Genomic DNA, 3,620 nt, shown 5'->3' with positions numbered 1-3,620 from the left:
TATCAGAGATATCAAAAATAAGATGAACCTTATTTTTTAGGACAGGCACTACGCATCAGCGGTAATATTTTGACCAGATTCCATGACAGACCCCGATGTTTTACTTTTAAATTCCTGATTTTTTATGTGGGAAGAAAGAAATAAACAGCTTTACCGGGCTTTTGAATTCAAAGATTTTCGGGATGCATTTGCGTTTATGACCAAAGTTGCACTGATTGCAGAAAAAATGGACCACCATCCCAACTGGAGCAACATTTATAATAAAGTGGAAATATTCCTGTGCACACACGATGCCGGTGATATCATCACCGCCAAAGATGAAGCAATGGCAAAAGCTATTGACAAATTGTTATAACCAAACTCATATTACACTTTGTGAAGCGCATTATTCTAATGCTGCTGTTGTATTGTTACACTGCAGGATCCTTTGCCAATGTTGATCATACCCCAGTAGACACACTGATAGCCGATACCGCTTTCGCTCCTGCGAACCTGGATCTCCGGCCTTTTATATACGTACTGACTGCTGATCAGCAACCTCTCACACCCGAGCAGGCTGCTGCCATGCCTTTTACCCGGCAGGAAAGCATCTTTCATAATAATCCTAAAAATAACGGGCGGGTAAATAATTGCTGGTTGCGGCTTACCATAAAAAACCAAAGCAACAAAGCGTTGTCCTGCCACCTTTTTTCCGGCTGGCACGACTATATGTACTGGTACGCACAATCGCCCGGCGACAAGCCCCGGCCACTGATGCAAACGGGATTGATGCTGGATAACGGCGGAGTAGAAAGATGGGGCCACTATGCCTTTGCGGTACAGGTTCCTGCGGAAGAGGTACGCACGTTTTACCTGCACATTATCAATAAATCTTACAATGAAGGTCCCTTGATGCCCGCGCTTTTCAGTACCGAGGCCTACAGCGCATTCAGGGACCAACAACTGAGCGGCTTCCGCAAAGAGGCAGTAGTGATCCAGGTATTGCTGGGTATGCTCCTGGTATTTTTCAGTATTTCCGTTATCAACTATATCCAGCTGCCCGACAAGTCGTATATCTACTTTGCGGCCTACATACTGGGATTGATCTTCTTTTTTGCCCTGCGACTGGAAGATAAACCCTACCAGTTGTCTTTTTTCCACCGCTGGCCGATGTTGAAATACTACTGGGATATTCCGGGTTTGCTGTTTTGCTTTTACCTGATGTATCTCCTGTTTGGCAATGCTTTCCTTAATCTTACAGAGCGGTATCCTTTTATGGAAAGAGCCTTTACCTGGGTGGCGGCGATTGTAGGCGGACTGATTATTTTATGCCTGTATTTTATCAGAATAGGCCAGTACCAGATGCCCACTATTATATACAGCTATGTGTATTTTGTAACGCTGGTACCCCTGCTGGCCGTATTTGTGGCACTGGCGCGGCGCTCCCGGCATCATCCGCTGGTGCGGTTCTTCTTATACGGATCGGTATGTTTATACCTGGCATGCCTGGGCTCCTTCCTGATGCATGTGCGGCCACTGGGATTACTCAGTGCCCTGGGTGAGCTGGCAGCCCCTACTATACTGCTGATAGGCGGCGTGCTGCTGCAGGCCATGTTTTTCCTTGCCGGATTAAGCTATCGCAATAAGCTGGTACACCTGGAAAGAACCCGTACCCAGGAGCTGCTGATCAAACAGCTGAATAAAAACAAGGAGCTGCAACGCAAGCTGAATGAGCAACTCGAAGAACTGGTAAAAGAACAAACCACTGAGATCCTGCGCAAAAAGCAAGAGCTGGAAGAGCAGCGGAAAAAGCAACTGGAAACGGAATACGATAAAAAGCTAACAGAAATTGAGCTGAAGGCTATCCGTGCACAAATCAACCCTCATTTCATTTTCAACTGCCTGAATTCGATTCAACTGTTTGTAATGCAGCGTGATTATGAGTATGCGCAGAAATATCTTTCCGACTTTTCTTACCTGATCCGTAAAACGCTGGATTTTTCCCGGCGTAATTTTATATCCCTGGCTGATGAAATTACCTATCTGAATACTTATCTTGGACTGGAAAAGATGCGGTTTGAAAACCGGATGGAGTATGAAATAGTAGTAGACCCCGTAATTGCCACCGCCGAACTGGAAATTCCCGCAATGCTGTTGCAACCTTATGTTGAAAATGCTGTGAAGCATGGTATGACGAACCCCCAACAGCCAACAGGTAAGCTTTCCATTTATTTTAACCAGGTGGCCTCAGATATGCTGGAGTGCGTAATAGCTGATAACGGCATTGGTATTGCCCGTTCCAAGTCGCTGCGTATGCTGCCAAAGCATCATCAGTCGTCCGGTATGGAAATAAGCCAGAACCGCGCTGAGTTACTGAACAAAATGTATAACACAGAAATTCATATAGAAATTATTGACAGATCATCTGAAGATGAATCGGGTAGCGGCACGATAGTTAAGATACTGATCCCCCAGTTATAAGTTAGTATATCCGTTAATGTTACTTTTTATGATAAAGGCCATTATAATAGACGATGAAAGAAACAGCCGGGATATCATTGCCCTGATGCTTGGTAAATACTGCCCCGAAGTTACCATTGCTGATATGGCCTCCGATTGTGCGGATGGCATAGAAAAAATAAGGACACATCGCCCGGAGTTGGTATTTCTTGATCTTGAAATGCCCGATGGTACCGGCTTTGATGTACTGGCCGGCACCTTGCCAGATATTCCTTTTGAAGCGGTGTTCGTTACCGCATTTGAAAAAAAATTCCTTCATGTGATCCGTTTCAGTGATGTAGAACTGATACTAAAGCCTATTGACAAAGAAAGCCTGCTGCAGGCAGTGACTTTAATGACAGAACGGATTAATACCGGCGGCAGTAAAGACCGCTACCGGGTGTTGCTGGAAAATTTCAATAACAGTAAGCCTGTAGCCTGGCAGCTGTTGATCCCTGCTACTAACGGGGAGGCACATACAATTAATATTCCTGCCATTGAATACCTGGAGATTAAAGGGGATAACTGCCTGTTCATGCTAAGCTCAGGTAAGCTGATCACCGCTGTACAGTCGTTCCGTTACTACGCTGATTTGTTTGCCTCCCTTCAGTTTTACCAGATCAATAACAACCAAATGATACAGATATCCAACATCAGCCGTGTGGATGGCCCTTCCGGTAAAGTAGTGCTAAAAAGCGGTACCACATTGGATATCAGTGAAAAACGGCAGCGCGATTTATTGCACAAAATGGCGCATCATTCCTGACACAGTTTCGTGTATCCATTAGCGGTAATTATACATTTTCAATTTTTCCGGGTAGATGTTTTTGATTCAGTTAACAATTTGCCAACGTTTTTGTGAACGTGTAACTATTTCCATGCCTTTGCTCTCTTTTTAACGGGTTGCGCGGAGGATACGTAACAATTTCTTAACAAAAAATTTGGTGGTTTTAGTTTTGGTCGTACATTTGACCCGCAAAACGAAATAGTCAAACAGTCAGTTTTGTTTGCACCTACACTATGGCAGAACAGGACCTGAAACGAACGATGATTCTGGAGGCGGCATTAAAACGCTTCAAGCGGTTTGGGTTAATTAAAACTACCATGGAGGAGATAGCCAGGGATCTGGAAATTTCCAAAGG

Annotated in this window: 3 protein-coding genes; all 3 read left to right on the top strand. The window is 44.6% G+C overall.

Annotated features, from left to right (window positions below):
- Positions 1-124 precede the first annotated feature (124 nt).
- Genes VN105_RS16160 through VN105_RS16150 form a run of 3 tightly spaced genes read left to right on the top strand, consistent with a single transcriptional unit; the run spans position 125 to position 3,244 of the window.
- Entirely contained in the window at positions 125-355 is a 231-nt protein-coding gene (locus VN105_RS16160) for a 4a-hydroxytetrahydrobiopterin dehydratase (RefSeq protein ID WP_142684778.1), read from the top strand.
- A gap of 20 nt (positions 356-375) precedes the next feature.
- Positions 376-2,460: a histidine kinase gene (locus tag VN105_RS16155; protein WP_325642563.1), complete on the top strand. Its 2,085-nt coding sequence runs from the start codon at positions 376-378 to the stop codon at positions 2,458-2,460.
- A gap of 28 nt (positions 2,461-2,488) precedes the next feature.
- A complete protein-coding gene (locus VN105_RS16150) occupies positions 2,489-3,244 on the top strand; it encodes a LytR/AlgR family response regulator transcription factor (protein ID WP_325642562.1) in 756 nt (251 codons plus the stop codon).
- Positions 3,245-3,620: the final 376 nt, after the last annotated feature.

Origin of the sequence: Chitinophaga sp. (assembly GCF_035564935.1) — a bacterium.
GTDB lineage: Bacteria > Bacteroidota > Bacteroidia > Chitinophagales > Chitinophagaceae > Chitinophaga.
This window is presented reverse-complemented; position numbering and strand designations above follow the sequence as displayed.

Coding starts and splice junctions, on each gene's coding strand:
- VN105_RS16160 (WP_142684778.1), top strand. CDS start 125: ATGTGGGAAGAAAGAAATAAACAGCTTTACCGGGCTTTTGAATTCAAA.
- VN105_RS16150 (WP_325642562.1), top strand. CDS start 2,489: ATGATAAAGGCCATTATAATAGACGATGAAAGAAACAGCCGGGATATC.